Source organism: Micromonospora sp. NPDC050417 (genome assembly GCF_044458865.1).
GTDB lineage: Bacteria > Actinomycetota > Actinomycetes > Mycobacteriales > Micromonosporaceae > Micromonospora_G.
Window position 1 is genome coordinate 18,609 of the sequence record NZ_JBITIH010000011.1, and the last position, 26,712, is coordinate 45,320.

A 26,712-nucleotide genomic window follows, 5' to 3' on the forward strand; every position below is an offset into this window, starting at 1 on the left:
GTGCAGCAGTGACCGTACGGTCGGTCGTTACGAATTGGGGACCCCGTCGTACGTGTCCGGCACCGAGAGCCACTTCGCCCGGTCGAGCGGCCAGAAGACGGTGAACGCCCGGCCCACCGCGGAGTCGACCGGGATGGTGGCCAGGTTGATGTCCCCGTCGGGGTTGGTCGCCTTGGACTGCTCCCAGTGCTCCAGCGAGTCACCGGAGGCCGACCGGTGGTCGCCCATCACCCAGAGCCGTCCCTTCGGCACGGTGATGTCGAACTCCTCGTCGGCGGCGCGGTCCCGCACCCCGTTCTCGGAGAAGATGTACGACTCGTCCAGCGGGTGCCCGTTGACCATCAACCGGTCCTGCGGGTCGCAGCACACCACGTGGTCGCCGCCGACCCCGATCACCCGCTTGATGAAGTCCTCGCCGTCGGGGTTGTTGCTCCACTCGAACGGCGCCCGGAAGACCAGCACCTCGCCCCGGTGCGGGTCGCGGAAGTCGTAGACCAGCTTGTTGACGAGCACCCGGTCGTTGATGTCCAGGGTGTGCTGCATAGACGGCGAGGGGATGTAGAAGGTCTGCAGCACGAAGGCCCGGACCAGAACCGCGACCAGCACGGCCACGCCGAGCAGGACGGGAAGTTCCCGCCAGAAGGAATTACGTGGCTTCGGCTTGTCGGTCTGCTCGTCAATCACGGGTGGAGCCTACGACGCGGAGCTGGGAGCCATCGCCGGGAACGCGCGGAAATGAACAACGGCCCCAGAATCGGGAGTACGAGCGCCAGTCCGGCCCCGCCGTCCGATGTGACCGGCGGGTGTGCCCCGGCGGGTGCCGCCACCGTCTCCGGCAGTTTCTCGAAGGTCTCCGGCACGGAGAGGTCGCTCCAGCGGCTGTACGGCCAGACGACCACGAAGGCTCGGCCGACGACGTTGTCGATCGGCACCGGTCCCTGGCACCGGGCGTCCTGCGAGACCAGCCGGTGGTCCCCCATCACGAAGAGCTGACCGGCCGGGACCACGACCTCGTCGAAACGGCGGGAGCGACACTCCCGGGGGTCGGGCGGGATGTCCAGGGGGGAGTCCTCAAGCACGTACGTCTCGTCGAGGGGAACGTCGTTGACCGTGACCCGACCCTGTTCGTCACAGCACTTGACCCGGTCGCCGGGGACTCCGACGACCCGCTTGATGAAGTCCTTCTCACCGGGGCGGCTGACCCCGACCAGGTCGCCGACGGTCCGGCCCAGCTTGCCGACGAAACCCGGCTCGGGCTCGTCGCTCTGCTGTGGCGCCCAGCGGTCGGTGCCCCGGAACACCACGACCTCGCCCCGGATCGGGTCGCGCATGTCGTAGACGACCTTGTTGACCAGCACCCGGTCGCCGATCAGCAGGGTGTCCTCCATGGAACCGGAGGGGATGAAGAACGCCTGCAGCAGGAAGCTGCGGATCAGCACCGCGAGGCAGAACGCGACCACGAGAAGCAGCGGAAGCTCCTGCCAGAGTGGCATCTGTTTGCGGACACGACGGACCCGCCGACGCCAAGGTTCGACGTCGTCCTCTTCCTCCACCCTGCGTACCACGCGGCTCCCCGGTCCCGAGATACGGCGCTACCGCCCGGTCAGGCCGATGATGTCGGCCTGGGGCGGTAGCGCGGACGCGTCACGCCCCCACGGCCGTAGCCGCGGGGATACGTTCCGCTTCTGCCCGTGCGGCCAGCGTAGTACCCGCCGACCCGGACGGCACCCCACGACGGGAGGCGTCGCCGCAAACGGTCAGCTAACCGCCTTTTCGCGCTTTTCCTTGATCTTCGCCTTCTTGCCGCGCAGCTCACGCAGGTAGTAGAGCTTGGCCCGCCGGACGTCACCACGGGTGACGACCTCGATGCGGTCGATCGCCGGGCTGTTGAGCGGGTAGGTCCGCTCGACACCGACGCCGAAGCTCACCTTGCGGACGGAGAAGGTCTCCTGCAGGCCCCCACCCTGGCGACGGATGACCACGCCCTGGAAGATCTGGACCCGGGAACGGTTACCCTCGATGACTCGGGCGTGCACCTTGACGGTGTCACCGGCGCGGAACGCGGGGATGTCGGTCCGCTGCGACTGGGCGTCGAGAACGTCCAGGGTGTTCATCGCTGCATCCTCGTAAGGTTACGGCGCACCGGGCGTCGGCGCGCACATTGGTGATTCTGATCCTCGACCCGCCGGTACCGGCCTGGTGGCCGGGCACGGAGGCCGGTGATCCTCGTACCCGCCCGCGGCGCGGACGAGCACGGCAACCTCCCTACTTTGCCATATCGGCGGGCGGCACCTGAAATCCGGCCTCACGCAGGGTCGCCACGTCCCGTTTGTCCAGCTGCTCGGTCGACAACCGGGCGAGCATGTCCGGTCGGCGGGCGGCGGTACGCCGCAGCGCCTCGTCCCGCCGCCAACGGGCGATCCGGCCGTGGTCACCCGAACGGAGGATCTCCGGTACGTCCTGCTCCCGCCAGCTCGGCGGCTTGGTGTAGACCGGTGCCTCAAGCAACCCGTGCGCGTGCGACTCCTCGTCGAGCGAGTCGGCGTTGCCGAGTACCCCGGGCAGCAGCCGGGTGATCGCCTCCAGCATCACGATCACCGCGACCTCGCCGCCGAAGAGCACGTAGTCACCGAGGGAGACCTCGGTCACCGGCATCCGGGTCTCGGCGTGCGCCAGCACCCGCTGGTCGATGCCCTCGTACCGGCCACAGGCGAAGATCAGGTGTGGCTCGGCGGCGAACTCGTACGCGAGCGCCTGGGTGAAGGGCACCCCGGCCGGGCTGGGCACGAGCAGTCGGGGCGGTGGCGTCGCGCCGGACGGGGCCAGGGCGTCCAGCGCCTCGCCCCACGGCTCGGGTCGCATCACCATGCCCGGCCCGCCGCCGTACGGCGTGTCGTCGACGGTCCGGTGCACGTCGTGGGTCCACGTCCGCAGGTCGTGTACGCCCAGGTCGAGCACGCCGGAGGCACGTGCCTTGCCGATCAGGGAGAGATCGAGCGGGGCGAAGTAGTCCGGGAAGATGGAGATCACGTCAACGCGCATGCCAGTCACCGCTCAGCTCGAAGGCCAGCCGATCTGTCCGAGGACCGGCTGGTCGGAGGTGGGAGAGCCGGTCAGAGGTCGAAAAGACCGGCGGGAGCGTCGACCACGACCCGGCCGGCGGCCAGGTCCACCTCGGGCACGATCGCCTTGACGAACGGGACCAACGCGGTCCGGCCCTCCGGGCGGCGCAGCACCAGCAGGTCGGAAGCGGGTGCGTGGTCGATCCGGGCCACCTCACCGAGCGTCTCACCGCTCGGGCTGACCACGGTCAGGCCAACCAGTTGGTGGTCGTTGAACTCGTCCGGGTCGCTCGGCGGTGCCACCTGCGCGCTGTCCACCCAGAGCAGGGTGCCGCGCAGCACCTCGGCGAGATCCCGGTCGTAGAAGCCCTCGAAGAGCACCAGCGGACGCCCCTGATGCCAGCGGACGGTCTCGATGGTCAGCTCCTCCGGCACCCGTACCGGCTCGCCGGGACGGGCCACCGGGGCCGGGCTGGTGGCGGAGGAGGCCGCCGTCGGGTCGGTGCGCAGCACCGACCCGACGGCGAACCGTGCCTCAGGCTCGTCGGTCCGCACCTCCACGGTGACCTCACCGTGGACCCCGTGCGGCCGGCCGATCCGGCCGACGATCAGGAGCATCAGTACGAGTCGACGATGTCGACCCGGACCCCGCGACCACCGATCGATCCGATCACCTGGCGCAGCGCCTTGGCGGTACGCCCGGACCGGCCGATCACCGTGCCGAGGTCCTCGGGGTGCACGCGCACCTCAAGTCGCTTGCCCCGACGGGAGTCGACCAGCCGGACCCGAACGTCATCCGGGTGGTCGACGATGCCCTTGACCAGGTGCTCCAGTGCCGGCCGGATAGCCATGTCAGGCCTGCTCGCCGGAGGCGGCACCAGCTTGCTCCTCGGTCTTCGCCGGCTCCTCGGCCGCAGCGGCCTCGGTCGGCGCAGCCTTGGCCGCCTTCTTGGCCGACTTGGCCGGCGCCTCGGCGAGGCCGGCAGCTGCCTTGGCCTCAGCCTCGTAGACCGCCAGGCGGTCGGCCGGCGCGTCCTTCACCAGCAGCGGCGGCGGGGCCGGCAGGCCCTTGAACTGCTGCCAGTCGCCGGTCTTCTCCAGCAGACGCTGGACCGCCTCGCTCGGCTGCGCGCCGACGGACAGCCAGTACTGGACCCGGTCCGACTTGACCTGGATCACCGAAGGGTGTTCCTTCGGCTGGTAGATCCCGACGAACTCGATCGCGCGACCGTCGCGCTTGGTGCGCGAGTCGGCGACGACGATGCGGTATTGCGGGTTGCGGATCTTACCCATCCGCAGGAGCCGGATCTTTACGGCCACAGTGTGTTCGCTCCTGTTGCGATTCTCACCGGCCCGGGAGGGCGGTGGGCGGGTGAGCGCCGACCGGCACAGTGGGGTTTGGGCCGGAGACAACTCGGTGGACTGGCGACACGCCCGGGTTAGAGGGCGCCGGACGCGTGCCGGATACCAGCGACCCATTGTGCCAGATCCAGTACGGAGATCTCACCTCGGACCCGACCAACTCGCCTATCCGCCCTGATTGTCCTATTCAACGCTTCTCCGGGCGCTGCCCATGATGCCCCACCCCACCCGTCTCCGACGGCGTGGGAGGCGGCTCGGGCGACAGCCCAGAAACCGGCTCGGAGGGCGGCGCCGGGCGGGCGACGGGGGCGTCACCGGTGACCGGAGGCTCAGCCAGCCGGTGCAGCAGGTCGCGGGCGGGCCCCTCGGGGACCCGGGCGAGCGCCTCACGCGCCCGGCAGGCGTACTCGTCGCCGACCCGGGCGATCTCCGTCGACCGCGCCACGTCGGCGTCACCGGTCGCGGACCGCAGTTCCCCGGCGAGCGCCCGGCTCACCCCGAGGTTCCGGCCGTAGCTGGCCAACGCGTTCACCACCGACGCGCCCACGCCACCCAGCCGGGCGCCGAGCCGGCACGGCAGTTCGAAGGAGATCGCCGCCCGGCCGGCCAGGGCCTCGGCCCGCGCCGACCAGTCGGTCCGCCCCGCCGGGTCGCCCCACCCGGACACCGCGTGGTCGACCACGGACCCTCCCGGCCGGTCCTGGCGCCACTGCCCGGCCCGCGCCTCACAGCTCGCGGTCAACGCCTCGGCGAACTCCGCCACCATCGCCGCGCCGCCCCGCGCGGCCAGCTCGTACGCCCGGGCCAGCAGGTAGTCGGCGGTGAGGATGGCGAACCGGTCACCCCAGGGCACCGGACGGGCGGGCGTCGACCACCGGCCCGCCCCGGCGGCGGAGACCGGACCGGACCGGGGCGTCGGCACTCTCACCCCGGGCAGCCCGGCGCCGGCACCTGCCCCGGGCCGTACGCGGGCGGCCCCGGCGCCGGGCGGCGCGTTGGCTGCTCCGGCCCCGTCCATCGCCAGCCCGGCGAACATCCCGAGATCCACCGCCGCGGCCAGCGCGTGGCGCAGCGGATGGCGACGTTGGCCGACGTACCCGGCGAGGAGCAGGAGCACCGCCGGGCGCAGCGCGACCGAGGCCAGTTCCTCGTCCGGTGCGGCCAGGCCGACGAACATCGGCCATTCGTCGCGTACGCAGGCGGTGAGCAGGTCGGCGACGGTGTTCAGGTCCCGCCGCAACGCGCGCCCGAGCGCCGGGTCCATCGCCGGCAACGGACCCAGCAACCGCTGTACGCGGGCCCCGTCGGGGAAGAGCACCAGCCGGCGACAGAGGTCGAAGATCGGGCGGTCGTCGTCGAAGGTCGACTCCAACACCCGCCAGGTGAGCAGGTAACGCCGCGCCGTCTCACGGCCCGCCTCGAAGTGACCGGCGTGGCGGGCGGCGAGCGCGCGGGCGTACGGCGCCGGGTCGATCGGCTCGTCGGCGGACTCGTGCAGCGCCTCGTCGATCCGGGCCGCGGCCAGCACACCGGACTCCAGCGCGAGACTGATCCCCTCGCCGGTGAACGGGCTGGCCAGCCCGGCGGCGTCGCCGACCAGGAGCAGCCCTGGCACCCCGCAGCGGTCCGGGTCGAAGTCGAGTCGCAGCGGGGCCGCGCTCATCCGACCGACCGGCCGGGCCCGGTGGAACCGGGGATCGTCGCGGATCAGCTCGCTCATGAACCGGTCGTAGAGACCACGGACGCTGTCCCGGTGGGCCGGATCGAAGAGGCCGACTCCGACGTTCACCACCCCGCCGCCGACCGGGAAGACCCAGCCGTACGACGGAAGCAGGTGCCGCTCGGTGATGTCGAAGAGCGGCAGGTGGATCTCCAGCAACGGGTCGGCGCCGATCACGTCGGCGAAGTAGCCGCGCGCGGCGAACCCGGTTCGATCCCGTTCACCCGAGCGGAGCCCGGCCTGCCGGCCCAGCCCCGAGGCGGCGCCGTCGGCGGCGACCACGACCGGGGCCCGGACCGCCATCCGCCGTCCCTCCCGCTCGATCTCCACCCCGCGTACCGCGCCGGGCTCGCCGAGCAGGTAGGTGGCGCGGGCGTCGGACCAGAGCGTGGCGCCGGCCCGGACCGCCCGGTGGCAGAGCTTCGCGTCGAGTTCCAGCCGGGGCACCACCATTCCGTACGCCAGTGGCCCGTCCCCGTCGTACCAGAAGTCCCGGCTCCCCCGACCCCGCATCCTGATCCGGACGCCGCCGACCCGGGCTGCCCCGGTCAGCTCCTCCAGTACCCCCATCTCGCCCAGCAACCGGACCGCCCTGCGGGTCAGCCCGTCGCCGCAGCTCTTGTCCCGGGGGAAGTCCCGGCGGTCCACCAGCAGCACCCGCCGTCCCCGTCGGGCCAGGTGGTACGCGGTCGCGGAGCCGGCCGGGCCGGCGCCGACCACCACCGCGTCGAGCCGGTCCGGGCCGGCCGCCCCGCCCATCTCAACCGGCCCGGGCGATGGCGTGGTCGGCGAGGCGCCACAACGACTCCCGCGCCGGTCCGGCGGGAAGCACGCTCAGGTGGCCCCGGGCACGGGCGGCGAGTTCGCGGGCCTCGCCGAGGACCTGGTCCACGACACCCGAACGGAGCACCAGGTTGCGTACCTCGGCCAGTTGCGCGGCCCCGGGGTCGAGCACCCCGAGCAGTTCGCGTACCCGCTGCGCGGCCGGTGTCCCCCGGGCCAGCAGCCGCAGTACGGAGAGCGTGTAGACGCCCTCCCGGACGTCGCCGAGCGGATACTTGCCCAACCGTTCCGCGCTGCCCCAGACATCCAGCGCGTCGTCCGCCAACTGGAACGCGACACCGAGGTCGTGACCGTAGCGGGAGAGCGCCGTCGCGAACCGGTCCGGCGCCCCGGCCAGTCGGGCACCGAGTCGGCAGGGCAGTTCGAACAGGGTCGCGGTCTTGCCCGCGATGATCCTCATGTACTCCTCCTCGGTCAGCCCGGTGTGGAACGCGTTCTCCGTCTCCCGCAACTGCCCGGCGCAGAGGGCGACCAGGGCACGGGCCACCTCCCGGCCGTAGCTGTCGTCGAAGGTCGCGATCAACGCGCTCGCCCGGGCCACCAGGAAGGTGCCGGTGACCACGGCCGCCGGCTCACCCCACTCGGCGTTGACGGTCGGCCCGTGCCGGCGGGAGACCGCCCGGTCGAGCACGTCGTCGTGGTACAGCGTGGCGAGGTGGAGCAGTTCGAGGGCAGCCGCCGCGTCGAGCAGCCGATCGGGCCGGAAGGTGCCGAACTCGCCGGCCACCAGGAGCAGCGCCGGCCGGATCCGTTTCCCGCCCCGTTCCAGCAGCGTGGTGGCCATGGTCCAGAGGCCCGGGTCACGCGACGCCACCGCGTCCTTCATCCGCTGGTCCAGCTCGGCGAGGGCGGTCCGGGTTCGCGCACTGGTCAGCCAACGGTCGTCCACCGTCGCCGCCCCGGCCAGGGTCATCGGAGCCGCTCCGTCCCGGCCGGCGGCGGCCCGGCCGCGTACGGGTGCCGACGCGAACTGGTCATGGCGGACCTCCTGGGCTCGTCCCGGGTGACCGGGTGGCGGGGGGCCTACGGCCGGCGTGGTCAGTCACGCCAGCCCCGTCCGTACCCGCCCGCGGTGTCCGGCGACGGCGGTGCCGCCACCGGGTGGGTCGGTTCCCGTGGACCGGGCGGGACAGGGGCGTCCAGCACGGCACGACAGCGGATCAGGAACGCCTCCGCGCCCCGGCCGTCGATCCTGACCGCAACGATGCCCGGCCCGGTCAACACGGCACTGGCCGGCAGCGCCGGGCTGGCCGGTGGGAGCTGGGCCCGGTCCCGAATGTTGCCGGCGGCGTCGACCGCGCTCAGCGACAGCGGCCGGCCACCCGTGTGGAGCAGGGTGACGACGACCCGCTCGGCGGGGCGCGGCGGCCGGAGCACCAGGCCGAGGCCGAGGCGGAGCGCGGTGCCGCTGGCCGGTGGCTCCAGCGCCACCACCGCCCGACCGGCGCCGTCCGGCGTACGGAGGGAGAACTCCTGGTCGGACCAGTCCGGCGGGAACTGGGCACCCCGTTCCCTGGCACCGAAGTCGAGTTCGACCTCGGTCGGCGGTGGCGGTGCCGGCGGGCAGTACGGCTGGGCGACGAGCAGTTCCACGTCGTCGAACCAGACCCGTTCGGCGCCCGGCGCCGGGTCCCGCCCGTCCGGCCGGTACGCCTCCAGGAAGACCGTGATCGCGGCGGCGCCGGCGGTGACCCGTACGGTCAGCGGGCTCCACCGCCCGCTCGCCGTGCCGTCGCTCCACACGATGGTGGCGGCACCCGGGTCGTCGCCGCCGGCCGGGTCGACGCCGAGCCGGGCGGTGCCGGGGCGGGCCTGATCCAGGTCGTACCAGGCGGTGAGCTGGTAGGACCAGTCCGGGTTGGCGCCGATCCGCTGGTACACCCCGACCCGTTCACGGGCACCGACCTGGAGGCCCTGCGCCCTGCGTCCACCGTGGACGACGACATTGCTGGCCGTGTGCCGGGGAGCGGTGTTCGTTCCCGGCGAGGACGAGCGCAGGTACGGCTCCCAGCCGATCGCCACCGCACCGGTGCCGCGCTGGGCGAAACCGTCCTCGAAGTGCCGGTTCACCACGTCGATGGCCCGGATCACCACCTCGGCGCTGCCCGTACCGCCGTTGTCGTCGACCACGGTGCAGCGGGCCAGGAAGGTGCCACCGTCCGGGTAGCGGTGCGCCGCCACCGCCGTACCCCGGCTCGCCGGTGCCTGGTGGGTCTCGGTCACCACCGCCGGGATGGCCCCCGTCCGGTCCCCGAACGACCAGGTGGCGGTGTGGGTGTCACACCAGCCCGGATCGCTGAAGGTGGCGGTGAGGGTGAGCACCGTGGCCGGGTAGGTGAAGAGGTCCGGGCCGGCGTCGACGGTCGGCGAGACGTTCCGTACGGTCACCAGCCGGGTGTCGCTGGCCATGCCGCCGTTGCGGTCCCGGACCCGCAGCGTCACCTCGTACACCCCGTCGTCGCACCAGGCGTGCCGGACGGTGCTGGTGCCCTCGGCCCGGGGTGGGGTGTGCGTCTCCACGACGGTGCCGGGCTCGATCGGCGACGCGTCGCCGAAGTTCCAACTGGTGACGTGTGAGCCGGTCCATTCCAGGTCGCTGAAGCGGCCGACCAGGGTCACCAGTTCGCCCTGGTCGACCACCAGGTCCGGGCCGGCGTCCACGGTCGGCGGAACGTTGGCCACGTACACCAGGGCGTAGTTGTGGCTGGTGGCGCCGCCGGGGTCGGGAACGGTGAGGCGGTGCTCGGCGAGGTAGACGCCGCTGGCGGCGTAGCTGTGCGAGAGGTCCCGGACGTTCACCGCCGGGCTGCCGTCCCCGGGCCGCCAGCGGTAGCGCGCGACCGGGTCGGTCTGCCCGGCGGTCAGGGTGAGCGGCGACCCGGCGGTGCCGGTGTACGAGCCACCGCTACGGGCGGCCCGCACCGGCGTCTCGGCGTACGCGCTCTCCACCTCAAGGTCCCCGGCGACGAGGAGGCCGTCCGGGTGGATGGTGACCGGGTTGTGGAAGACCGCCCGGACCCGGCCGATGCGGGCGAGTTGGGCGGGCCAACCGGCGACGCCCCGGATGGTGCCGCTCGTCGGGTCGACCAGTTTCGCGGCACCGGTGTTGGCGGCGATGGCGGTGACCAGGGCGGCGACCACCACCACGAGGATTCCGATCAGGATGCTGCCCGCGCCCCAGCTCACCACGGCGAGGATGGTCGCGATGAGCCAGAACGCGGCCGACCGCTCCGGGTCCAGTTCCGGTTCGCCGATCACCTGGCACTCCAGCACCTGGACGCCGTCGTCGTCGGCCCCACCGTCGGGGTGCCAGCGCAGTCCGACCTCGGACCGGAAGCTGGCGTCGATGTCGACGCAGCCGAGGATCGCGTCGATCACGGTCAGCGTGCCGGTCATCCGGATCGCCCCGTCGGACAGGGCGAGGTCGAGTTCGCGTACGTCGGCCCGGGTGTCGTCCTGTTCGACCCGGCGGGGCAGGTCGCCCTCGGCCCACCCGTGGTGGCTCCGGGCGGCGTCGATGCCGGCGCGCAGCACCGCTCCGGGCACCGCGAGGGCGAACTCCCGCCCGTACGGCACCAGGTGCCCGATCGCGGCGACGTCCGCGCCGGGGCCGGCGTTCACGGCGATGGTCAGTGACTGGGCGCCGACCCGGGTCACCACGTCGCGTGCCGCGAAGAGTTCACCGCCGGCCTCCGGGGTCCAGAGCGCCAGGAAACCTCGACCGGCCAGGTCGGCGTGGAACAGGTCCCCGATCATCGACTCGATCTGACCGGCGGTCGGCACCGACACGCTGCGCGGACCGAAGCCCTGTGCCAGCGCCGTGCCCTGTTCGGCGAGCCAGGTACGCAACCCGCCCTCCAGCAGTCCGAAGAGGTTGCTGTTGTTGAGCGTGTAGTTGGTGCCCTCCAGTCCGGGGGCGGCGGTGAGCCGGGGGACGCTCACCTCCGCGGTGTCGAACCGCAGCGTGTACACCCCCGGTGATGTCTCCAACCGGACCAGGATCTCCCACCGGGCCTCGATCGCCATCGGGTCGGCGAGCGTGGGCGCCGGATCGACGCCGTCAACGTGACAGATCCGCAGGTAGCTCGGCACGCTGATCAGTGCGGTCCCGGGGTCGGGTCGGGTCGCCTCGATCCGATGCGTGGGCTGGCTCTGGTCGTCGTAGATCTCCAGGTGGGTGTCGAGGGTGTAGCTGCCGGCGCCGAAGGAGAACCGTTGCCCGGTGTCGTCGCGCTCGTGCGGGAAGGCGGGTACGCCGAGGTGCGGCGGGCCACCGGGACCGCCGTTGCAGTAGGCGAGGTGGACGTACTCGGCCAGGATCTGGTCGAGTTTGCCGATGGTCGGGTCGCCGGTGACGGTCACGCCGACGGCTCCCCGGGGCAGGCCGTCGAAGCGGACACCCACGTCGCGGGAGTCCGGCAGCGGCCCGATCGGCGCCTGGGCCCGTACGGTGGCGGTGAGGTCGAGCAGTTGGGCGGAGGGGACCGGCGGGTCGGCGAGGGTCACCTGGACGACCAGGCCGAAGGAGAGCCGGCAACCGTCGATCGTGGGCACCAGTTCGGCGTCGAGCTGGTGGGCCGGGATCTCCAGTTGACCTCCGGAGGTGGTGTGACCGCCGAGGTCGAGCCCGGCCCCGATGGCGAGGTACTGCGGGACGCTGCCGGACTTCCAGGCGGCGCGCAGGGCTTTGCGCAGCACCGCTGGGGTGGCCTGGACCACCACGTCGAAACCGTGTGTGTCGACCATCCCGCTCCTCCCGCGCTACCGTTCGACGCTCGGCGGCGCGCCCCGCTGGAGTCGACCGACCACTTCGGTCACCGGCGCCCACCCCTCCCCGTCGAGCAGGGCGGTGAAGACCGGCTCGGGTGCGAACCGGGGGCGGGAGGCCGAGATCCGGCGGTAGTCGAGCAGTGGCGCCAGCACCGGGTGCTGGTCACGCAGGCGGCGCAGCGGGTCGGGTCCGGTCCCTCCGGGTCGCCACGGCGGCGGGTTGGTGTCGAGCACCGGCCCGGGTGCCACGGGGACGATGCCGAGTTCGACCAGGAGGTGTCGTACGTCCTCGGCGTCGTCCGGGTCGACGGCCCGACCGGCGAGGCCGGCGACCTCGCGACGGAGGTCGGCGAGGCGCTCGGCGGCGGCGGGGCCCAGTCGGAGCCGGTCGGCGATGGCGACCCGCGCCTCGGGGTCGAGGGTGTAGTCGAGCCGTCCCAGCGTGAGCATCGGGTTGGCCGCGGCGGCGCGGCCCAGCCGGGGATTGGCGTTGACCCGGGCGAGGATCTCGGCTGCGCGTGCCTGCAGGTCTGCCCAGGAGGTGATCTGGTCGGCCACGGGGACCTCCCACCAGGGGAACGACTTGCCCGGAGCCTAGGCCGCTGACCTGGGGTTTTATGACTTCTGTCAGGAGCACGACACACTGCGGCGTGCCGTTTTGTCCGGACTCGTCGGCCGGTACGTCCACCCGGCGCCGCCGCCACACCGGGAGCGGTTCAGCGCACCGGCGGGCGGTTCCAGCCGGCTGGCAGCGCCGCCGGGATCGTCCACGCCGGATCCGGCACGAGGTCGCACCAGGTCCCGTCGAACGGGAACCCGCCGGACTCGATCGTCGCCACCACCCGCAGACCCTCGGCGCGGACCGCCGCCTCGTCCGGCACCCAGTAGCCCTCCGGGTGGGCGAGGCGCTCGGCGAACTCCTCCTCGTCCTTCCAGCACCAGGTCAGGTCGGGCTGGACCAGGATGTCGAGGTCCTGATCGACCATGTCGACCCCGGCCACCGCACCGTCGTCCCAGCGCTGAGCGTGCTCTTCGAGGTTGACGTACCAGTGGGTGAACCGGTCGGTGGCACCGTCGCGGAACCACCAGACCGAGTGGTCGGCCCCGGCGGGCAGGAACATCAACAGCGGCGGTCCCGCCCAGACGCCCGTGGCCAACTGGTACGACCGGGTCAGCCACTCGGTGAACGGCATCGCCCGCATACCCCGGCCGTCGTCGGCCACCTCGTGCGCCACCGGTGTGCCGCGCCCGATCCAGAGCAGCAGGCCCCGGTCGTCGTCGCTGACCACCGTCGCCGGCCGGACCCAGCCGATCCGGCCCCGCCGCACGTTGCGGTGCATGATCAGACGGCCCGGGGCGAACCGGGGCTCGGTCGCCCCGGTTCCCCGAAGATGGCGCGCGACGGCCGACACCGTCAGTAGGAGCGGGCCAGGATGGCGATCAGGTCGGGCTCGTCCTCGGAGTCCGGCACCGAGCCGTCGGCGCGGACCAGGCAACGGACGGTGACGCCCTGCCCGTTCGCCTCGGCCTCGCCCTCGGCGCCCACGGCCGACCAGGGCACCCGCGCCCAGCCGGTCGCCGCCGCCTCGATCGCCTCGGCGAGCGTGGCGACCTCGACGGTGCGGGACTGGCGCAGCGCGAGCGCCTCGTCGTGCAGTGCCTGCTGGTCGGCGTCGAGCGCGGCGAGCACCGCGCCGACCGTGTCGGCCACCGGCACCGGGGTCTTCGACCCGTCGGTACGCCGGACCACCACCGCGTTGCCGGCGGCCAGGTCACGAGGGCCGACCTCGACCCGTACCGGGTAGCCCTTGAGTTCGGCGTCGACGGCCCGGCGACCGAACGGGGTGTCGACCCGCTCGTCGAGCGCGACCCGGACTCCGGCGTCACGCAGCGCGTCGCGCAGCTTCGCCGCCGCCTCGGTCACCCCGTCGCCGGCCTTGACCACCATCACGTACGCCTGGATCGGGGCGAGCCGGGGCGGCACGCGCAACCCGTTGTCGTCACCATGGGTCATGATCAGGCCACCGAGCATCCGGGTCGAGGTGCCCCAGGAGGTGGTCCACGCGTGTTCCATTCCGCCGGTCGCGGCGGAGTAGGTGATGTCGAACGCCTTGGCGAAGTTCTGCCCCAGCTCGTGGCTGGTGCCGAGCTGGAGCGCCTTGCCGTCGCCCATCATGCCTTCGAGGGTGTACGTGCTGGTGGCGCCGGCGAACCGCTCCCGGGCGGTCTTGCGCCCGACGACCACCGGGATGCCCAGTACGTTGACCATCATGTCCTCGTACACCTCGTGCAGGATGCGGCGGGCGTAGGCCCGCGCGTCCGCCTCGTCGGCGTGCGCGGTGTGCCCCTCCTGCCAGAGGAACTCGCTGGTGCGCAGGAAGATCCGGGGGCGCAGCTCCCAGCGGACCACGTTCGCCCACTGGTTGAGCAGCAGCGGCAGGTCCCGGTACGAGTCGACCCACTTGGCCATGAACTCGCCGATCACGGTCTCGCTGGTGGGGCGGACCACGACCGGCTCGGCGAGCGGCTTGCCGCCACCGTGGGTGACCACGGCCAGCTCCGGCGAGAAGCCCTCGACGTGCTCGGCCTCGCGCTTGAGGTAGTTCTCCGGGATGAAGAGCGGGAAGTAGGCGTTCTCCGCCCCGGCCGCCTTGATCCGGTTGTCCATCTCGGCCTGCATCCGCTCCCAGATGGCGTAGCCCGCTGGTCGGATGACCATCGTCCCGCGCACCGGGCCGTTGTCGGCGAGTTGCGCTTTGGCGATCAGGTCCTGGTACCAGCGGGGAAAGTCCTCCGCACGGGGAGTGAGCACGCGTGCCATGACCGCACATCCTATGCGCCCCCCGACGCTCCCCGACGTTCGCCCACCCCACCCGAGCCCGCTGACCGCGAAGCCCGAGCCCGCTGACCGCGAAGCCCGAGCCCGCTGACCGCGAAGCCCGAGCCCGCTGACCGCGAAGCCCGAGCCTCTCGGCGACAGGGAGCACGAGCCGACAGGAGGGCAGGGGCGGGGTCCGAGATCGTCGGGCACGTCCCGACCCGAGGGCTTCGCATGTTTTTTCAGAGTTCTCTTCAAATCTTGCGGTGATCTGCGCCCGTCCTTACGATCCTTGCGTCCAGGGCCATCCATCAGCGCCGATTTCGGCTGGCTCCTGGACCCGCCGCGCAGGGACGCCGTCACCTGCCCGGCCACCCCACCGCACCCGTCCCCCGTTGCCTCCCCGCGAAGGATCACCGTGAAGATCGTCAGGTTGCTCGCCGCCGCGGCCATCGCCGCCGCCGCCGTCCTCGTCCCGGGCTCCGCCGCACAGGCGGTGCCCTGTCAGGGGATCTACACGATCGCCCACTACGCCGGAAAGGTCGAGGTCACCGGCGGCGTCGCCTGTGCCGGCGGCTGGCAGCCCGGATACCTGGTGCTGTTCCGCAGCCAGAACGGCGGCGCACAGCAGTACGTCGCCAGCGGCACCGGGGTGGCCACCTACCACTGCCGCAACACCACCGAGGTCTGGACGTACACGCTCGGTGGTCAGATCGTGGGCGGCACCAGCTACACCCTGACCGACGTCCTCTGCGGCTGACGCCGACACCGGCTCACCGCGGCACCAGGCCGCCTCCCTCGATCCACGCGCTCCGATCTGTTGCCGGGGGCACCCAGAGAACAGATCGGAGCGCGTGGATCAGAAGCATCGCTCCGGGGCGCACCCCGCCGACGGGCGGGCGAGCGTCCCGTCGGCTCAGCGGACCACCCGGCCGCGCAGCACGATCCGGCGCGGAGTGCGCAGCACCCGCAGGTCGACGCGGGGGTCGGTGTCGTAGACCACCAGGTCGGCGAGACCCCCCTCGACCAGGCCAGGGAAGCCGAGCCAGGCCCTGGCCCCCCAGGAGCCGGCGGCGAGGACGTCCAGGGTGGACATGCCGGCCCGCTCGTGCAGCAGCAACATCTCCTCGGCCGCGAGCCCGTGGTTGATGCCGCCACCGGCGTCCGTGCCGACGTAGATCGGCACTCCGGCCTGGTACGCCGCGCGGACCACCTCGGGAAAGCCGTCCCGGAGGGCGAGCATGTGTGTCGCGTACCCGGGGAAACGTTCGGCGGCCCGCTCGGCGATGCCACCGAACGTGTCGATGTTGATCATCGTGGGGACCAGCGCGGTCCCCCGCCGGGCCATCTCGTCGACCAGATCCACGCTCAACCCGGTGCCGTGCTCGACCGAGTCCACCCCGGCCCGGACCATGATCTCCACGGCCGACTCGGAGAAGGTGTGCACCGCGGCGCGTACCCCGGCAGCGTGCGCGGCCTCGACCGCGCCGACCAGGTCGGCCGGGTCCCAGGTCGGCGCCAGGTCCCCGGCGTCCCGGTCGATCCAGTCACCGACCAGCTTGACCCAACCGTTGCCGGCCCGGGCCTGCTCGGTCACCGCCGCCCGCAGATCGTCCCCGCCGACCTCGATCGCGATGTCCCGCAGGTAACGCCTCGGCGGCGCGAGGTGCCGGCCCGCGCGGGCCAGCCGGGGCAGTCCCGGTTCGTCGTCCAACTCCGGATAGGGGTACGGCGAACCGGCGTCGCGGATCGCCAACACCCCCGCCTCCCGGTCGGGTACGGCGAGCGCGCGGGCCTCGTCCAGCCCGCTGATCGGGCGCCCGCTCGGCGCGATGCCGATGTGGCAGTGCGCGTCGACCAGCCCGGGGAGCACGAACCCGCCCTCGGCCACGGTCACCGCCCCGGCCACCGGCTCGTACGTCACCCGGTCGCCGTCCAGCCACAGGTCGCGGACCTCGTCGTCGGGGAGCACCACCCCGCGTACGTGCAGTGCCCGATTCGGCACGCCGGCCGGGGTCACTTGTCGTCGGGGCGCTTGGTGAACTTGTTGAAGTCGATCTTCGGCAGCTTGAATCCGGGCGGCAGCCCCTGCTGGGCACCCGGGTCCAGCCCCGGCGGGAGCTGCGGCATGCCGGGGAACCCGCCACCGGGGAAGCCACCGGCGGGACCGCCGACCCGGGGCCGACCGCCGCCCTTGGTGCCCTTGCGCTTGTTCTTCGGCGACTTGGTCGCCTTGCGCCGGCCTCCGGGCAGCCCCATCATGCCGCCCATCTGCTTCATCATCTTCTGCGCTTCGGTGAAGCGGTTGAGCAGTTGGTTGACGTCCATCACGGTGACCCCGGAGCCGTTGGCGATCCGGAGCCGGCGGGAACCGTTGATGATCTTCGGGTTGGTCCGCTCACCCGGGGTCATCGAGCGGATGATCGCGGTGACCCGGTCGAAGTGGCTGTCGTCCAGCTCCGCCAACTGGTCCTTCATCTGCCCCATGCCGGGCATCATGGCCAGCACGTTCGCGATCGGACCCATCCGGCGTACGGCGATGAGCTGGTCGAGGAAGTCCTCCAGGGTGAACTGCTCGCCGCCCATCAGCTTGGCGGTCATCTTCTCCTTCTGATCGGAGTCGAAGGCCTGCTCGGCCTGCTCGATCAGAGTGAGGACGTCGCCCATGCCGAGGATCCGGCTCGCCATCCGGTCCGGGTGGAAGACGTCGAAGTCCTCCAGCTTCTCGCCGGTGGAGGCGAAGAGGATCGGCTGCCCGGTGACCTCGCGTACGGAGAGCGCCGCACCACCGCGGGCGTCACCGTCGAGCTTGGAGAGAACCACGCCGGTAATGCCGACACCGTCCCGGAACGCCTCGGCGGTCCGTACCGCGTCCTGACCCACCATGGCGTCGATCACGAAGATGACCTCGTCCGGCTGGACCGCGTCCCGGATCGAGGCGGCCTGGGCCATCATCTCCGCGTCGATACCGAGCCGGCCGGCGGTGTCGACGATGACGATGTCCCGGGCGGCCCGCTTGGCGTGCTCGATCGACGCCTGCGCCACCTGCACCGGGTCGCCGACGCCGTTGCCCGGTTCGGGGGCGTAGACCTCGACGCCGGCCCGACCACCGAGCACCTGGAGCTGACCGACCGCGTTCGGCCGCTGAAGGTCGGCGGCGACCAGCATCGGCTGGTGTCCCTGTGCCTTGAGCCAGCGGGCGAGCTTGCCGGCGAGCGTGGTCTTACCGGAACCCTGGAGGCCGGCCAACATGATCACGGTCGGCGGTTGCTTGGCGAACTGGAGCCGCCGCCCCTCGCCGCCGAGGACCGCGACCAGCTCCTCGTGCACGATCTTGATGACCTGTTGGGCCGGGTTGAGCGCCTGCGACACCTCGGCGCCCCGGGCCCGCTCCTTGAGGCTCGCGATGAAGCTCTTGACCACGGGCAGCGCGACGTCGGCCTCCAGCAACGCCAGCCGGATCTCCCGGGCGGTGGCGTCGATGTCGGCGTCGGTGAGGCGGCCTTTCCCGCGGAGCTTGGTGAAGATCCCGGAGAGGCGATCGCTCAAGGTGTCAAACACGGCGCAACATCCCGTTTGTCTAGTTTCCGCGGGCAGGACTCGGGCCGGCACCACACACCCGGCCACCGTTAGGGTAGCCGCCCACCACCCCGACCGCCGCGTCGCTGCCGGCCCTGCCGACCCGCACCCACCACCGCTCGCGCCACCCGACCAACCCGTGCCCCGCCCCGGGTCGACGTACGCCGCAGGGGTTCAGGGGGCGACGGCGGCGAGTACGGCGGCTTCGACCCGGTCCCGTTCGGCCGGCTCGGACCAGTCGCCGACCAGGTAGAACGCGTCGACCACGTCTCCGCCGAGGGTGGAGATCCGAGCCGCCCGGACCAGCGCACCCGCCTCGTCCAACGCGGTCGCCACCCGGTAGAGCAGGCCACCGGAGTCGGCCGCACGCAGCTCCAGCACCACCGCGTCGGTGGCGACCGCCCGGTGCCAGACCACCTTCGGCGCCGCCCCGGCACCCCGGCTCGCCAGCGCCCGGCCGCGCAGCCGCTGGGTGACCGAGACGTCGCCGGTGACGGCGCGACGCAGGTCGGCGGTGAGCGCGATCGGGTCCGGTGGGGTGCCGTACCGGGGCTGGACCTGGAACTCGACCAGACCCCGGTCGGCCACCGTGATGGCGTCGGCGGAGAGCACCTCCAGCCGGTGCAGGGCCAGGCAACCAGCGACCGCGGCGAGCAGGCCGCGTCGGTCGGCGGCGGCCACCGCGACCCGTGAGCCGTCCAGGTGTACGGCCGGCAGCGGCCCGTCGAGCAGGGCCGGGTCGGGGGCCGGTGGGTCGGGCAGCTCGCCGGTGTCCAGCGCGGTGTGCACCCGGCCGACGAGTTCGGCGATCAGCCGGGACTTCCAGTCCGACCAGGCGGCCGGTCCGGTGGCCTGGGCGTCGGCGCGGGCCAGCCCGTGCAGCAGGCCGAGGGTGGTGCTGTCGCCGACCGCGTCGGCAACGTGCGAGATGGTGACCGGGTCGCGCAGGTCGCGACGGGTCGCCACGTCCGGTAGCAGCAGATGCAGCCGGACCAGCTTCTCGATCAGGTCCACCTCGGCCGGCGGCAGGCCGATCCGGGCGGCGATCCCACCCGCGATCGGGGCGCCGACGGTGCTGTGGTCACCGGGCAACCCCTTCCCCACGTCGTGCAGGAACGCGGCGAGCAGCAGCAGGTCGGGCCGGTCGACCTCGCGGGTGTACGCGGTCGCCTCGGCGGCGGCCTGCACCAGGTGCCGGTCGAGGGTGTACCGGTGCACCGGGTTGTGCTGCGGCAGGCTGCGCAACCGGGGCCACTCCGGCAGCCAGCCGTCGACGAGGCCGTACCGGTCGCAGGTCTCCCAGGTGGGCACCAGGCCGGGGCCGGCACCGAGCAGGGTGATCAGCGCGGCGCGGGCCGGCGCCGGCCACGGGGTGGGCAGCGGTGGGCAGTAGGCGGCGAGCCATTCACAGGTGGCCCGCGCGATCGGCAGCCCGGTGCTGGCCGCGGCGGCGGCGACCCGCAGCGACAGGCTGGCGTCGGGTCGGGCGCCGATCGCGGTCCGGGCCAGGACCAGCTCACCGTCGTGTTCGACCACGTCCCGGGCGACCGGGCGGCGCAGCAGCCGCCCGTCGGCGCCACGCCCGTCGGCGCCACGCAGTCGACCGGAGCGGAGCCGGTCGGCGGCCCGGAACGCGTCGGCGAGGGCGTGGCTGACGGTACGGGCGTCACCGGCGACCCGGCGCAGCACCGCGTCGCCGTCGTCGAGCCCGAGCAGGGTGGCGACGGATTCGCGCTCCTGGGCGACCAGGCGGTCGACCCGCCGGCCCCGGGAGACGTGCAGCGCGTCGCGGGTGTCGAGCAGCCGCAGGTGGGCGGCGCGTACGGCGGGGCGCAGGGCGTCGCTGATGCCGGCGTACGCGATGGCGCGCAGCAGCCCGACGTCGCGCAGCCCGCCGGCGGCCTCCTTGAGGTCGCCTTCGAGCAGGAAGGCGAGTTCGCCGTGGGCCTTCCACCGGGCGGCGGTCACCTCGTGCAGCACCGGTAGCTGCCGCACGGCGGTACGTCGCCACTGGTCGCCGGCGGCCACCGTGAGCCGGGTGGTGAGTGACTCGTCCCCGGCGATGTGCCGGGCGTCGAGCAGGCCGAGGGCGACCTTGACGTCGTCGTGGGCGACCGAGAGCGCCTCGGGAATGGTGCGGACCGAGTGGTCCAGGCCGAGCCGGGCGTCCCAGATCGGGTACCAGACGGCGGCGGCGAGTTCGTCCATCCCGGGCACGCCGTCGTGCACCAGCACCAGGTCGAGGTCGCTGTAGGGGGAGCACTGCCGGCGACCGAGGCCGCCGACGGCGACCAGGGCGACCCCGGTCAGTGCGGTGCCGTCCGGTCCGGACGGCATGAGGGTACGCAGCCAGGCGTCGAGCGCCGCCGCACGGTGTTCCCGTGCGGCGGCGCCGATCCCGGCGGTGAGCAGTGGTGCTCCGGTGTCGGTGAGTTCTGCTGCCGGCCCGGTACCCCTCCTGGTCATCGCCATCTGCTCAGAGCGCGTCGAGGCCGCGCTCACCGGTCCGGACGCGGACGACATCCTCCACGGCCGTGACCCAGACCTTGCCGTCACCGATCTTGCCCGTACGGGCCGCCGTGACGACCGCGTCGACGACCTTCTCGACATCGATCTCGTCGGTCAGCACCTCGACCCGGATCTTCGGCAGGAACTCCACGGTGTACTCGGCTCCCCGGTACACCTCGGTGTGGCCCTTCTGCCGTCCGTATCCCTGGACCTCGCTGACGGTCAGGCCGGCGACGCCGAGGGCGTGCAGGGCCTCCTTCACCGCGTCCAGCTGGTACGGCTTGATGACCGCGGTCACCAGCTTCATGTCCAAACCCTCCATCGCAGAGACGTTAACCGGCGACCTTTTCGCTGACCGGAGCGGCCGGCTCGGCCGCGGTGTTGCTCGGGGTGCCGATACCGGCCATGGCGAACGCGCCGCCACCGCCGCTGCCGCCACCCGTGGAGAGGTCGTAGCCGCTCTCGGCGTGCTCCGCGATGTCGATCCCGTCGACCTCGGCCTCGGTCTTGACCCGGAAGCCGATGGTCTTCTCGATCACGAAGCCCAACACCCAGGCGATCACGAACGACCATACGGTGACGACGAGGCCGGCGAGGGCCTGCCGGCCGAGCTGGGTCGCGCCGCCGCCGTAGAACAGACCGTCGGAGGCACCGACCACGTCGCCGATCGCGGCGTTGACCGAGTTGGTGGCGAAGAGGCCGAGCCAGAGCGACCCGATCCAGCCGCCGACGAAGTGCACGCCGACCACGTCGAGGGAGTCGTCGAAGCCGAGCTTGTACTTCAGGCCGACCGCGAGGGCGCAGACGATGCCGGCGACGATGCCGAGTAGCACCGAGGCCCAGGGTGCGATGAAACCGCAGGCGGGGGTGATCGCGACCAGACCGGCGATGGCACCGGAGGAGGCACCGACCATGGTCGGCTTGCCACCCTTGATCCACTCGACCACGATCCAGCCGAGCACGGCGGCGGCGGTGGCGAGCTGGGTGTTGATGAAGGCCAGGCCGGCGACCGAGTCGACGGTCAGTTCCGAGCCGGCGTTGAAGCCGAACCAGCCGAACCAGAGCAGGCCGGCGCCGAGCGCCACCAGCGGGATGTTGTGCGGCTTCATGCCCTCGCGAGGCCAGCCGAGCCGCTTGCCGAGCACCAGCGCCAGGGCGAGCGCCGCGGCACCGGCGTTGATGTGCACCGCCGTACCACCGGCGAAGTCGAGCGCGTGGAGCTTGGCGCCGATGAACCCGCCGCCCCACACCCAGTGCGCGACCGGGAAGTAGACCAGGGTGGCCCAGCCGAAGGCGAAGACCAGCCAGCCGGCGAACTTGGCCCGGTCGGAGATGGCACCGCTGATCAGCGCGACGGTGATCACCGCGAAGACCATCTGGAAGGCCATGAACACGTAGATCGGGATTCCGGTGGTGCCCCAGAGGTCCGTCTCCGCGAGGAACGTCTTGGTGCCGAGGTAGGCGCCCGGGTCACCCCAGAGGCCGTGACTGTCCGCGCCGAAGGCGACGCTGAATCCGTAGAACCACCACAGGATCGAGATGAGCCCGATAGCCGAGAAGCTCATCATCATCATGTTCAGTACGCCCTTGGACCGGTTCAGTCCGCCGTAGAACAGCGCCAGGCCGGGGGTCATGAGCAAAACGAGCGCCGTCGAAACCAGCAGCCACGTAGTGTTGGCGCCGTCGATCGTCGGTGCTTCAGGCACGCTGGCCTCCTAAAATTGAGTTTCCTCCCCTCGAAAGCTCCGATTCGTGGCCCGGTACTGTCCCCGCTACCACGAGGCCCGAGTCGAAACTTCCACCGACTCAGGGGCAGCGCTGCCCGCCGCGCCGGTTGGGCGGAAGCTTCCCGGCTGGCTGTTTCACCCAGGGTCTCCGTCAGGTTTCCAGGGCGTGACCAGTTGTTTCGGACGTGTGACGAATTCCTCACAGTCGATAGAACGGGTGGGGGCATATCAACCGAAAGGGCCGCCCGCGCTATACGGAAAGCGACGCGGGTCAGCGGAGTGCGTACTCCAGCGTGTGCCGCTCGTAATCGAGCAGTCGAAGATCACGCATTGGCCGACGTAGGTGTCCTTTGTGCACGATGCGTACGAACGCCGGCTCGCCTGCGGCGGCCATCCGACGAATTCCCTCGACATGATCGACAATTCGTTTCCGGATGGTGCGGACCAGCCGGTGCCGGTCGCGCGGGATCAGCCCGTACGCGTCCGCGAAGAGCCGCAGCCGGCGCGGCCGGTTCGGACGCTTCCAACCCAGCGTGTACGAGTCCCGGTCGGAGAAGAGCGGCACCCAGGTCCAGGCCGCGTACGCCACGTCGTAGATCCGGGCACCCGGCGAGGCGAGGTCGAAGTCGATCAGCGCCAGGGTGCCGTCCGGCCGCCAGATCACGTTGTGCGGGGCGGCGTCGTGGTGACAGATCACCTCGGTGTCCGGCGGTGGCGGACCGAACGACCGCCAGACCGCCCCGGTCACCGGGGCGAAGCCGTACTGGGCGTCGTGGAACATCCGCAGCATGGTGGCGACCGTCACCAGCGCCTCGTCGGTGACCCAGTGCGGGGCGAGCGGATAGACGCCACACTCCCCCTCCAGGTACGACAGCACCTCCCGGTTGCGCTCGTCCATACCCAGCGCCCGGGGCGAGCCGGTGAACCCGACGTACTCCAGGTGCCGCAGCAGGGCGTGCACCGACGGCGTCCACGGCCCGGCGTTGCGCCGTACGGTGTCGCCGACGCGTACCACGGTGCTCACGTTGCCGCCGTGCAGTGGAATCTCCTGCGAAGTCACGTACGGTCTCCCGATGCGCGGCGGCGGTTCACGGTAGGTCACCGAGGTTACGCCCCGGCTCCCAGCGGATCGACGCCGATGAGCGCGTCGACGAACTGGGCCGGCTCGAACGGGGCCAGGTCGTCCGGGCCCTCGCCGAGGCCGACCAGCTTCACCGGCAGGCCAAGCTTGCGCTGCACCGCGATCACGATCCCGCCCTTGGCGGTGCCGTCGAGCTTGGTCAGCACCACCCCGGTCACGTCGACCGCCTCCATGAACACCCGCGCCTGCTCCAGGCCGTTCTGGCCGGTGGTGGCGTCCAGCACCAGCAGCGTCTCGTCCACCGGGCCGTGCTTCTCCACCACCCGCTTGACCTTGCCCAGTTCGTCCATCAGGCCGACCTTGTTCTGCAACCGGCCGGCGGTGTCGATCAGCACCGTGTCCACGCCGATCTCGATACCCCGACGGACGGCGTCGAACGCCACACTCGCCGGGTCGGCACCCTCCGGCCCCCGGACAACCTCGGCACCCACCCGGGAACCCCAGGTGGTGAGCTGTTCGGCGGCGGCGGCCCGGAACGTGTCCGCGGCACCGAGCAGGACCGTACGCCCGTCCGCGACCAGCACCCGGGCGATCTTTCCGCAGGTGGTGGTCTTGCCGGCGCCGTTCACCCCGACGACCAGCACCACCCCGGGGGTGCCGTCGTGCGGGGCCGCCCGCAGCGACCGGTCCATCCCCGGATCGAGCGCGTTGACCAGTTCGACCGCGAGCAGCGTACGCAGTTCGACAGCGGTACGGGTGCCGAGCACCGCGGTCCGCTCGCGCAGCCGGTCGACGATCTCCCGGGTGGCGTCCACCCCGACGTCGGCCCCGATCAGGGCGTCCTCGATCTCCTCCCAGACCTCCTCGTCGAGATGGTCCCGGGAGAGGAGGCTGAGCAGTCCCTTGCCGAACACGTTCTGCGACCGGGAGAGCCGGGCCCGGAGCCGGACCAGCCGTCCTGCGGTCGGCTCCGGCCGCTCCAGCGTCGGTGCGGGCTCGACGGGCGGCGCCACCGGCTCGACGGGCGGCGGCGCGGTCACGGTGCCGGTGGCGGCCCGTTCCGTCTCCGGGGCCTCAACCGTCGGCCCGGGCACCTCCCCGGTCGGGCGGGTCCGCACGCTCGTCTCCGGCAACGGCGGCTCGGGCCGTCGGCGCAGCCGTGGCACGACCAGGCCGACCGTGCCGAGCAGCAGCACACCTAGCAGGATCAGCGCGAGAACGAGGTACTCCATGCGGGAATCCTGACAGATGCCGACTCGGCCGGCCCAGCCGCCGCTCCCGACAGGCGCGACGGAGATCACCGGTACCCTGCGCCAAAACCCGGGTGGCGTGCCGGGCAGCCGGGTAGGAAGGATGGATCCATCCACCCCTCGGAGGTCCAGCCATGCCCGAATCCCGGTTGCTGATCGGCCCACTGCTGCGCCGAGTGGTCGGCACGCGGGCCACCGTGTGGGTGGAGACGAGCGCGCCGGCCGTGGTCCGGGTCGAGACCGCGGACGGGGCCAGCGGTACGGCGCCAACGTTCAGCGCCTTCGGCCACCACTACGCCCTGGTGGTGGTCGACGGACTGACCCCGGGCGGCGCGACCGCGTACGAGGTGTGGCTCGACGAGGAGCGGGTCTGGCCGCTGCCCGAGTCGACGTACCCACCGAGCGTGATCCGTACCCGCGCGGCCGACGACGCGGCCGAACCGGTCCGTCTGATCTTCGGCTCGTGCCGGGAGACCACCCAGCACTCCACCGCGCGACGGCTACCGCCGGACGCACTCGACGCGTACGCCCGGCGGTTGATGGCCAGCTCGGACACGACCGCCGAGTTGCCCGACCTGATGGTGCTGCTCGGCGACCAGGTCTACGCCGACGTCACCTCACCGACGGTCCGCAAGCTGCTGCGCCGGCGCCGTAACCGACCCACGGACGCGCCGGCCGACCAGGTGGTCAGCTTCGACGAGTACACCAAGCTCTACCTGGAGTCGTGGCGCGACCCGGAGATCCGCTGGCTGCTGGCGACCGTACCGAGCGTGATGATGTTCGACGACCACGAGATCATCGACGACTGGAACACCTCCGCCCGCTGGCGGACGGAGGTCGCCGAGCAGCCCTGGTGGAACGAGCGGATCGCGAGCGGGATCGCCTCCTACTGGGTGTACCAGCACCTGGGCAACCTCGACCCGGACGAGGTGGCGGCCGACCCGGTCTACGCCAAGGTGGTCGCCGCCGAGGACGCGACCTCGGTGCTACGGGAGTTCGGCGCGCAGGTCGACGCGCACGTCTCGGAGGCCGCCGCGGACAGCAGCGCCACCACCGGTCCCGGTGCCGACCCGCTCGGCGGGCCGGTCCAGGTCGGGCGCTACCAGTGGAGCTACGGGCTCGACATCGGCCGGACCCGGCTGGTGATGCTCGACAACCGGTGCGGTCGGGTGCTCGACCGGGCCCGCCGTTCGATGCTCTCGCCGCAGGAGTGGGCCTGGTTCGTCGACCGGGCCCACGGCCGGTACGACCACCTGGTGGTCGGCTCGTCCCTGCCCTGGCTGCTGCCGCCCGCGGTACACCACGTCGAGTCGTGGAACGAGCGACTGGCCGACTCGCGCCGACCCCGGGTGGCGGCGCTCGCCGAACGGCTTCGTCGCGCCTTCGACCTGGAACACTGGGCGGCCTTCGACCGCTCGTTCGAGGCACTCGCCGCGCTCTTCGCCCGCCTCGGCACCGCCCAGACCAGCGGTGTGATCGGCGACGGGGCCGACACGGGCGGTGTGATCGGCGACGGGGCCGACACGGGCGGAAACGGGACGGGTAGCGGCGGCGCAGGCGGAAACGGGACGGGCGGCGGGACGGTGCCGGTCGGGGCGGGTCCGGCGTACCCGGCACCGGCGTCGATCAGCGTCCTCTCCGGCGACGTGCACCACTCGTACGTGGCCCGGGCCCGGTTCGCCGGCGAGGTCACCACCCCGGTGCACCAGCTCACCTGTTCACCGATCCACAACCAGGTGCCCGCCTTCATGCGCCCGCTGCTCAAGCTCGGCTGGTGGGCCGGACCGATCGGGGCGGCGCGGGCACTGGCGCGTACCGCCGGGGTGCCCCGGCCGAGCGTACGGTGGCGGAGGCTGACCGGGCCGTACTTCGGCAACGCGATCAGCACCCTGGCACACGACGGCCGGGTCGCCGACGTACTGATCGAGGGCACCCGCAAGGACGGGACGTTGGTGACGGTCGGGCGGAAACGACTCAGCGCGTCACGTTGAC

General features: G+C 72.1%; 22 protein-coding genes. 2 read left to right on the plus strand and 20 right to left on the minus strand.

The window, feature by feature from the left end; genetic code table 11:
* Positions 1-27: 27 nt before the first annotated feature.
* From lepB (ACIBF5_RS15945) to proS, 13 genes are all read right to left on the minus strand, one after another.
* Positions 28-684, minus strand: a complete 657-nt coding sequence (gene lepB / locus ACIBF5_RS15945; RefSeq protein WP_396812165.1) for a signal peptidase I — start codon at positions 682-684, stop codon at positions 28-30.
* Positions 681-1,565: a signal peptidase I gene (lepB, locus tag ACIBF5_RS15950; RefSeq protein WP_396812167.1), complete on the minus strand. Its 885-nt coding sequence runs from the start codon at positions 1,563-1,565 to the stop codon at positions 681-683. The genes lepB (ACIBF5_RS15945) and lepB (ACIBF5_RS15950) overlap by 4 nt, the downstream gene beginning before the upstream one ends.
* 192 nt (positions 1,566-1,757) lie before the next feature.
* On the minus strand, positions 1,758-2,114 hold the full coding sequence (gene rplS / locus ACIBF5_RS15955) for a 50S ribosomal protein L19 (RefSeq protein WP_396812169.1): 357 nt from the start codon (positions 2,112-2,114) through the stop codon (positions 1,758-1,760).
* A 151-nt stretch (positions 2,115-2,265) separates the two neighbouring features.
* A complete protein-coding gene (trmD, locus tag ACIBF5_RS15960; RefSeq protein ID WP_396812171.1) occupies positions 2,266-3,042 on the minus strand; it encodes a tRNA (guanosine(37)-N1)-methyltransferase TrmD in 777 nt (258 codons plus the stop codon).
* 71 nt (positions 3,043-3,113) lie between these two features.
* Positions 3,114-3,680, minus strand: coding sequence for a ribosome maturation factor RimM (gene rimM, locus ACIBF5_RS15965; protein ID WP_396812173.1), 567 nt, complete (start codon positions 3,678-3,680; stop codon positions 3,114-3,116).
* Positions 3,680-3,940: an RNA-binding protein gene (locus ACIBF5_RS15970; RefSeq protein ID WP_246017239.1), complete on the minus strand. Its 261-nt coding sequence runs from the start codon at positions 3,938-3,940 to the stop codon at positions 3,680-3,682. Before ACIBF5_RS15970 ends, rimM begins: the two co-directional genes overlap by 1 nt.
* The gene (gene rpsP, locus ACIBF5_RS15975; RefSeq protein ID WP_396812175.1) at positions 3,915-4,382 is read right to left on the minus strand and encodes a 30S ribosomal protein S16; all 468 of its coding nucleotides are present in this window, start codon (positions 4,380-4,382) and stop codon (positions 3,915-3,917) included. Before rpsP ends, ACIBF5_RS15970 begins: the two co-directional genes overlap by 26 nt.
* A gap of 229 nt (positions 4,383-4,611) precedes the next feature.
* A complete protein-coding gene (locus ACIBF5_RS15980; RefSeq protein ID WP_396812177.1) occupies positions 4,612-6,903 on the minus strand; it encodes a geranylgeranyl reductase family protein in 2,292 nt (763 codons plus the stop codon).
* Position 6,904: 1 nt separating this feature from the next.
* Positions 6,905-7,900, minus strand: coding sequence for a polyprenyl synthetase family protein (locus ACIBF5_RS15985; protein ID WP_396812179.1), 996 nt, complete (start codon positions 7,898-7,900; stop codon positions 6,905-6,907).
* Positions 7,901-8,025: 125 nt separating this feature from the next.
* On the minus strand, positions 8,026-11,733 hold the full coding sequence (locus ACIBF5_RS15990; protein WP_396812181.1) for a PKD domain-containing protein: 3,708 nt from the start codon (positions 11,731-11,733) through the stop codon (positions 8,026-8,028).
* A 15-nt stretch (positions 11,734-11,748) separates the two neighbouring features.
* The gene (locus ACIBF5_RS15995) at positions 11,749-12,315 is read right to left on the minus strand and encodes a hypothetical protein (protein ID WP_396812182.1); all 567 of its coding nucleotides are present in this window, start codon (positions 12,313-12,315) and stop codon (positions 11,749-11,751) included.
* 158 nt (positions 12,316-12,473) lie between these two features.
* Positions 12,474-13,097: a DUF402 domain-containing protein gene (locus ACIBF5_RS16000; protein ID WP_396812184.1), complete on the minus strand. Its 624-nt coding sequence runs from the start codon at positions 13,095-13,097 to the stop codon at positions 12,474-12,476.
* 74 nt (positions 13,098-13,171) lie between these two features.
* Positions 13,172-14,578, minus strand: a complete 1,407-nt coding sequence (gene proS / locus ACIBF5_RS16005; RefSeq protein ID WP_396812186.1) for a proline--tRNA ligase — start codon at positions 14,576-14,578, stop codon at positions 13,172-13,174.
* A gap of 415 nt (positions 14,579-14,993) precedes the next feature.
* Here proS and ACIBF5_RS16010 point away from each other — a divergent pair, with 415 nt between their 5' ends.
* A complete protein-coding gene (locus ACIBF5_RS16010) occupies positions 14,994-15,335 on the plus strand; it encodes a hypothetical protein (RefSeq protein ID WP_396812188.1) in 342 nt (113 codons plus the stop codon).
* Positions 15,336-15,491: 156 nt separating this feature from the next.
* On the opposite strand, the gene ACIBF5_RS16015 is transcribed toward ACIBF5_RS16010, so the two are convergent.
* The 7 genes from ACIBF5_RS16015 to ftsY all read right to left on the minus strand — a co-directional run bounded on the left by ACIBF5_RS16015 (position 15,492) and on the right by ftsY (position 24,702).
* Positions 15,492-16,580 carry an amidohydrolase family protein gene (locus tag ACIBF5_RS16015; RefSeq protein ID WP_396812190.1) on the minus strand — a complete coding sequence of 363 codons (1,089 nt, stop codon included), beginning with the start codon at positions 16,578-16,580 and terminating at the stop codon, positions 15,492-15,494.
* Between the two features lie 11 nt (positions 16,581-16,591).
* Positions 16,592-18,136: a signal recognition particle protein gene (gene ffh, locus ACIBF5_RS16020; protein ID WP_396812192.1), complete on the minus strand. Its 1,545-nt coding sequence runs from the start codon at positions 18,134-18,136 to the stop codon at positions 16,592-16,594.
* Positions 18,137-18,328: 192 nt separating this feature from the next.
* A complete protein-coding gene (locus ACIBF5_RS16025; RefSeq protein ID WP_396812193.1) occupies positions 18,329-20,620 on the minus strand; it encodes a [protein-PII] uridylyltransferase in 2,292 nt (763 codons plus the stop codon).
* 10 nt (positions 20,621-20,630) lie between these two features.
* A complete protein-coding gene (locus ACIBF5_RS16030) occupies positions 20,631-20,969 on the minus strand; it encodes a P-II family nitrogen regulator (protein ID WP_173041812.1) in 339 nt (112 codons plus the stop codon).
* Between the two features lie 25 nt (positions 20,970-20,994).
* Entirely contained in the window at positions 20,995-22,368 is a 1,374-nt protein-coding gene (locus ACIBF5_RS16035) for an ammonium transporter (RefSeq protein WP_396812195.1), read from the minus strand.
* Between the two features lie 292 nt (positions 22,369-22,660).
* Positions 22,661-23,491 (minus strand): aminoglycoside phosphotransferase family protein, encoded by an 831-nt coding sequence (locus ACIBF5_RS16040; RefSeq protein ID WP_396812197.1) that lies wholly within the window; start codon positions 23,489-23,491, stop codon positions 22,661-22,663.
* Positions 23,492-23,496: 5 nt separating this feature from the next.
* Entirely contained in the window at positions 23,497-24,702 is a 1,206-nt protein-coding gene (gene ftsY / locus ACIBF5_RS16045) for a signal recognition particle-docking protein FtsY (protein WP_396812199.1), read from the minus strand.
* A gap of 152 nt (positions 24,703-24,854) precedes the next feature.
* On the opposite strand from ftsY, the gene ACIBF5_RS16050 reads away from it, so the two are divergent.
* Positions 24,855-26,711 (plus strand): alkaline phosphatase D family protein, encoded by a 1,857-nt coding sequence (locus tag ACIBF5_RS16050; RefSeq protein ID WP_396812201.1) that lies wholly within the window; start codon positions 24,855-24,857, stop codon positions 26,709-26,711.
* Position 26,712 lies beyond the last annotated feature (1 nt).

Coding starts and splice junctions, on each gene's coding strand:
- rplS (WP_396812169.1), bottom strand. CDS start 2,114: ATGAACACCCTGGACGTTCTCGACGCCCAGTCGCAGCGGACCGACATC.
- trmD (WP_396812171.1), bottom strand. CDS start 3,042: ATGCGCGTTGACGTGATCTCCATCTTCCCGGACTACTTCGCCCCGCTC.
- rimM (WP_396812173.1), bottom strand. CDS start 3,680: ATGCTCCTGATCGTCGGCCGGATCGGCCGGCCGCACGGGGTCCACGGT.
- ACIBF5_RS15980 (WP_396812177.1), bottom strand. CDS start 6,903: ATGGGCGGGGCGGCCGGCCCGGACCGGCTCGACGCGGTGGTGGTCGGC.
- ACIBF5_RS15985 (WP_396812179.1), bottom strand. CDS start 7,900: ATGACCCTGGCCGGGGCGGCGACGGTGGACGACCGTTGGCTGACCAGT.
- ACIBF5_RS15990 (WP_396812181.1), bottom strand. CDS start 11,733: ATGGTCGACACACACGGTTTCGACGTGGTGGTCCAGGCCACCCCAGCG.
- ACIBF5_RS16000 (WP_396812184.1), bottom strand. CDS start 13,097: ATGCACCGCAACGTGCGGCGGGGCCGGATCGGCTGGGTCCGGCCGGCG.
- proS (WP_396812186.1), bottom strand. CDS start 14,578: ATGGCACGCGTGCTCACTCCCCGTGCGGAGGACTTTCCCCGCTGGTAC.
- ACIBF5_RS16025 (WP_396812193.1), bottom strand. CDS start 20,620: ATGACCAGGAGGGGTACCGGGCCGGCAGCAGAACTCACCGACACCGGA.
- ACIBF5_RS16030 (WP_173041812.1), bottom strand. CDS start 20,969: ATGAAGCTGGTGACCGCGGTCATCAAGCCGTACCAGCTGGACGCGGTG.
- ftsY (WP_396812199.1), bottom strand. CDS start 24,702: ATGGAGTACCTCGTTCTCGCGCTGATCCTGCTAGGTGTGCTGCTGCTC.
- ACIBF5_RS16050 (WP_396812201.1), top strand. CDS start 24,855: ATGCCCGAATCCCGGTTGCTGATCGGCCCACTGCTGCGCCGAGTGGTC.